4 protein-coding genes and 1 pseudogene are annotated in these 5,124 nt (G+C 37.9%); 4 read left to right on the forward strand and 1 reads right to left on the reverse strand.

Features of this window, described 5'->3' with window-relative positions:
• Positions 1–4: 4 nt before the first annotated feature.
• Positions 5–391, forward strand: a complete 387-nt coding sequence (locus J7I96_RS26855; RefSeq protein ID WP_311315233.1) for an Lrp/AsnC family transcriptional regulator — start codon at positions 5–7, stop codon at positions 389–391.
• 897 nt (positions 392–1,288) lie between these two features.
• Positions 1,289–2,121: pseudogene (locus tag J7I96_RS28940) on the forward strand (tyrosine-type recombinase/integrase).
• 273 nt (positions 2,122–2,394) lie between these two features.
• On the opposite strand, the gene J7I96_RS26865 reads toward J7I96_RS28940, so the two are convergent.
• Positions 2,395–3,567 (reverse strand): MFS transporter, encoded by a 1,173-nt coding sequence (locus tag J7I96_RS26865; protein WP_396020157.1) that lies wholly within the window; start codon positions 3,565–3,567, stop codon positions 2,395–2,397.
• A 314-nt stretch (positions 3,568–3,881) separates the two neighbouring features.
• On the opposite strand from J7I96_RS26865, the gene J7I96_RS26870 reads away from it, so the two are divergent.
• Positions 3,882–4,379: an ester cyclase gene (locus J7I96_RS26870; protein WP_214924366.1), complete on the forward strand. Its 498-nt coding sequence runs from the start codon at positions 3,882–3,884 to the stop codon at positions 4,377–4,379.
• 43 nt (positions 4,380–4,422) lie between these two features.
• Positions 4,423–5,004 (forward strand): TetR/AcrR family transcriptional regulator, encoded by a 582-nt coding sequence (locus tag J7I96_RS26875; protein ID WP_214924364.1) that lies wholly within the window; start codon positions 4,423–4,425, stop codon positions 5,002–5,004.
• Positions 5,005–5,124 lie beyond the last annotated feature (120 nt).

Raw genomic sequence — 5,124 nt, forward strand, 5'->3', positions numbered from 1 at the left:
GGATATCCTTGATGAACTATCTAAGAACAGTCGTATCACGATGAAAGAATTAGGCGAGAAAGTCCACTTAACTGGACCAGCTACTTCAGCTAGGGTAGCAAAGTTAGAGGATAGTGGGGTTATTGAGGGATATACCATAAAAGTTAATCATGTCAAATTGGGATTTTATATACATGCTTTTCTAACCATCATTACACAGAGTACAAACCATCAGCCATATTTGTCATTCATCAAAACGCAGGAACAATACCTTGTACGTAACTATAAAATCAGTGGAGATGGTTGTTACCTTCTTGAATGTAAATTTCCAACCAATGAATTAATGAATAATTTTTTGGAAGGGTTAAACGAGCATGCAAATTATAAATTATCCATTGTTATTAAAAAATAGGGAATCAATACAATGGAGAGTTTGTGAAGCTCGGAGCTGTCTTTAAGGCAGCTTTTACTTATGGAACTAAAGGGGCAGGATAGTTCAACAAGCACAGTCTCTTCGAATTGTGTGGATTATTTCTAAAAAAGTGTTTTAATGGTAAAATTAGTTAGGGGTGATTTTATTGAATAGTAATAAAGGTTATAAATTTAATTTTATAGTTTCTTTAACTTTTCTCATTTTAGGTTATATTTTCATAAATATCTTCACCAATATAGTACCTACCATTATTCTTTTTGGTTACTTCTTTCTGTACTACCTCATTATCGCTTATCCCAACATAAGAAACAAAGCAGATCGAACTCATATAATTAATTTTCATACCGTCTCATTTTCGTCACAGTTTGTGTCAACGCTTCGGTAAGTCTTATGCAACTACGGGTGCGTTAGCTGAAGATCGGAGCTGTCTTTAAGGCAGCTTTTTCTTATGGAAGGAGTGGTTTGTATTTATGGCAATAACAAAGAAAAGATTTTTCATTAGTTATATAGTGGGTTTCATACTCATGTATATTGCTAGCTCTGGTCTGCAATACTTAAGGGGGCAAACGATAAATTGGTTAGAGAATTTAGCATATGCATTCTGTTTCGTAGCATTTCATTCCCTTTTTAGTTGGTTATGGGGAGATTTTGATAAGAAAAAAGCCGATCACTAATACATAGTTTGTGTCAGCTCTACAATTAGTATTATTCAACAAACAGGTGCGTTAGCCGAACATTGAAGCCTGTTTTAAGGCAGTTTTTCTTCTTTAGCTAACAGGTGTTATTGCTTAATATAAAAATCTACTAATCTAGTATAATAGTTCTTCTTTTGTCTATACTGTCAATTAATAGGGTATAGATTGGAGAGAAACAAATATGATCTTAACTGATGTATGGGGTTTATATAAGGCAGATAAGCAAATCCAAGGTTATTCTCCACAAAAATTAAAGGCCTATTACGTCCAATTTAACTTGTTGGTGAATAGTTTTGGGAATATATCCTTTCAAGAACTTTCAACTAATTCTCTTAAAGTTTATCTCGGAAAAGCAGCTGAAAAGCTTAAGCCATCCAGTCTGGGTCACAGAATTCGATTTATTAAATCTTTATTTAGATGGGCTCAGGATGAAAATTTGATTAATGGAAATCCTGCTTCCAAAATCAAGGAACCAAAATTAGAATTAAGGGTTCCAAAATACTTGTCTGAAGAAGAAATTGAACATTTGCGGGTACAACATTCGAAAATGCTTTATTTGAGTTTATGTATTCAACAGGATGCAGAATTGGTGAAGCAATAACTTTAGATAGGGCCTCAATCAACTTCTCTAATCAATCAGCAATCGTTTTAGGTAAAGGGCGTAAAGAACGAGAAGTATATTTCAATACCCGTTGTGAAATATGGTTGAAGCGATATTTAAGTGAGCGAAAAGATCATGAGGAAGCACTATTTGTGACAACACGCGCATCCCATCGAATGAGTATTTCTCAAGCGAGGAACATTTTAAAACTGGTAGCAAAGAGAACGGACATAAAAAAGAGCATTCATCCCCACCAGCTTAGACATAGTTACGCCACAAATTTATTAAATAATGGAGCCCCTCTAGAAGTGATTCAAAATTTAATGGGTCATGAAAAAAGTGAAACCCACAAAAATTTATGCATATCTAAGTGGTGCAATGAGGAGAGAGATTTGTATAGAAAGTATTTTTAAGGGACCAAGGCTCCTTTTTATTATGTTGTCCTTAATAAACTATCGGGGCTGGTTAGTTTAAGAGCGCTGTTTGATCTTTGTTCAACAATTGGGCCATTAAATCGAATAAGTGTATATTTGAAATAAAGCTGCACTGCTTTGAAATAACTCGTTTGTTGAACAAGAAGTAAAAGGGGTGATACATATTATACATGACTAATATGTATCACCCCTTTTTGTAACTTTGTATGATTTTAGGTCTTAAAAAATTTCAAACCAACATAAAAATCGGTATTATTTTTCTCTAATCTCCTTCGTTAGACGGTAGGTTATTACCCAATACAAAAGGGCCAAAGCGCTGACAGAGGCACCAAATAGACATACTCCGATCCATCCATAGTTTGCGTATATATTGGTTGAAACAATTGAACCCATGGCACTGCCGATGGAATAAAAAATCATGTAAGCAGCAGTAAGTCGGCTTCTCGCCTCAGGACGCACTGTGAAAATCATACTCTGATTGGTGACATGTACTGCTTGCACAGCGAGGTCAAGAAAGATAACGCCAATAACTAATGCGATTAGTGAGTGTTCGGTAAAGCTGATTAGGAACCATGATGCTAGCAATAAAACTAGGGCTATGCAGGTTGTTCGCTGCCCTAAACCTCGATCAGCCAGACCCCCAGCACGAGCAGCAGCTAATGCTCCGGCAACTCCAGCAAGACCAAACGCTCCAATAGCGGTATGTGAAAGAGAGTATGGTGGAGCACTGAGAGGAAGCACCAACGAAGTCCATAATGTACTAAACGAGGTAAAAATCAGCAGAGCCAATACTCCGCGGATGCGTAGGATTCGTTCTTGCATGAACAATGTGAGCACCGAACGAAGGAGCTGCGGATAGGATAGTGACTCTCTTTCGCTTTCATCACGCGGGAGGACTCGGAACAACACGCCAGTCATGATGAGCATCATGGCGGCAGAAACTAGATAGACCGAACGCCAACCGGCGAGATCGGTTAGTACACCAGCGAATGTTCGTGCGAGCAGAATGCCGATCACGACTCCACTTTGCACCAAGCCGACTATACGTCCACGCTCGGCTGGGGCAGCCAAAGTCGATGCGAACGCTACGAGCACCTGAGTCACCACAGCAAGCAGTCCGACCGCAGCTAACCCCGTGAAAAGCACTGTGATGATGGGGGCAATGCCAACCACAATCAGAGAAAACACGGATAAAAGCATCTGACCGATGATTAGCCGACGTCGATTCAGTAGATCACCGAGCGGTACCAGCAGTAGCAGTCCTAGCGCGTAACAAAGCTGTGTAATGGTAATGACAATGCCGATGGATGAATGGGCGATACCGAACTCGGTCGCCAGAGAGTCTAGCAACGGTTGTGCATAGTATATGTTGGCGACAGCCATCCCACAGGCTGTTGCAAACAATAGTGCCATAAAGCGAGTCATGGTTGATCCGGATACTATTTGTAACTGAACCGTTTTCGTATCATGATCTTCAACTATAATTGTTGTTTTTTCTTTAACCTTAACCTTCACCTTTACCATTACTTACATCCCCCTTTTGTACTCAACAGTATAATATATCGTTCGGTATGAAATAATTACTTATAAGGATAACCAACAAAACATTTTGATGTCAAGTAAGTTATGCAGTTATTTGAATGCTATCCTTGAAAGAATCATCACAATTTGACAATAAAACTTTAATTAAATAAAATCATAATATACCGATTGGTAATTAAAAGGAGGATTAATTATCCATGAATCAAATACCGGGGAATTACGAATTAACTGAAATATCTGGGGGCGATTCACCATCTCCAAAATTCCTACAGACAAACGAACAGATTATAAAAAGCTTCTTTGAAGTTGTCAGATCAGGTTGCAATCCCGAACATGCTAAGTTTTTTATGGCGAAAGAAGTAAGAGCACATCAAGTGAATTCAGAAAGCATGGTGACAATTAAAAGGTCACCTGAGAATTATGCTGATCATATTAGAGAAATGATAGATTCATGGGGGAAATTTAAAATTGAAATTCAAGAATTAATTTCTCAAAATCAAAAAGTTCATGTCAGATGGAAGCAGACAGGAATGCATATTGGAGAGTATGAGGGTTATCTGCCTACAAATAAAGAGGTTATTGAAATAGGTAGTGCCGTATACCTATTAGAGGATCGAAAAATAGTGGAATACTGGATTCAAGTGGACAGATTCGGAATCATTGAGCAAATAAAAAAGAATCAAGAACAAGATTAATTATCTAGTGAAGAAATTTGTTTTTTGAAATGAGGGATTTATTATGGTTCGACAACGTGAATTTGATGAGGAAAAAGCGTTGGATGATGCTATGTTGCTTTTCTGGGAGAAGGGGTACAAGGCTACTTCGCTAAGCGATTTGACTGCCAAAATGGGGATACAACGACCAAGCTTATACTCAGCTTTTGGAGACAAAGAGAAATTGTTTGAGGCTGCATTACGCAAATATACAAAGTTACATGCTTCCCATATTCGAACAAAACTTCAAAACAATCTATCTGTAAAGGAAGCATTTCACAGATTTTTTGAAGATTTGGTGGAAGAGGAATATAAAGAAAGTCCGAACAAGGGATGTTTTTGCATTAATACAATGGTGGAACTTGCCCCTCACGATGAAAAATTTGAAATCCTTACAAGGGAGCATCAGATGTATCTTTCGATCATATTTCAAGAAACGATTGTTCGAGGTATTCGCTCAGGAGAGCTCGAAAGCAGCCTTAATGCTAAAGTTTTAGCACAGACACTAGTCGCTTCATTAATCGGACTTACCGTGTTAATGAAATCTCGTCCAGAGCGTTCATTTGTAGAAAATTCTGTAGCGATGATATTATCATTATTAAAATAAATTTATCAAAAATTCCAGTTTTAACAATCATAACGGGTGCGTTAGCTGAGTCAGAGCTGTCAATAAGGCAGCTCTTTTCTTTGGAACTAACGGGGCAGGTTAGCATTCCTGTAGTTCGTT

The sequence above is a fragment of the Bacillus sp. ISL-78 genome, from assembly GCF_018613455.1.
In the GTDB taxonomy this organism is placed as follows: Bacteria; Bacillota; Bacilli; order Bacillales; family DSM-1321; genus Peribacillus; species Peribacillus frigoritolerans.

Excerpts from the sequence above, each read along its gene's own strand:
- J7I96_RS26865 (WP_396020157.1), bottom strand. The coding sequence starts at position 3,567 with ATGACTCGCTTTATGGCACTATTGTTTGCAACAGCCTGTGGGATGGCT.
- J7I96_RS26875 (WP_214924364.1), top strand. The coding sequence starts at position 4,423 with ATGGTTCGACAACGTGAATTTGATGAGGAAAAAGCGTTGGATGATGCT.
- J7I96_RS26870 (WP_214924366.1), top strand. The coding sequence starts at position 3,882 with ATGAATCAAATACCGGGGAATTACGAATTAACTGAAATATCTGGGGGC.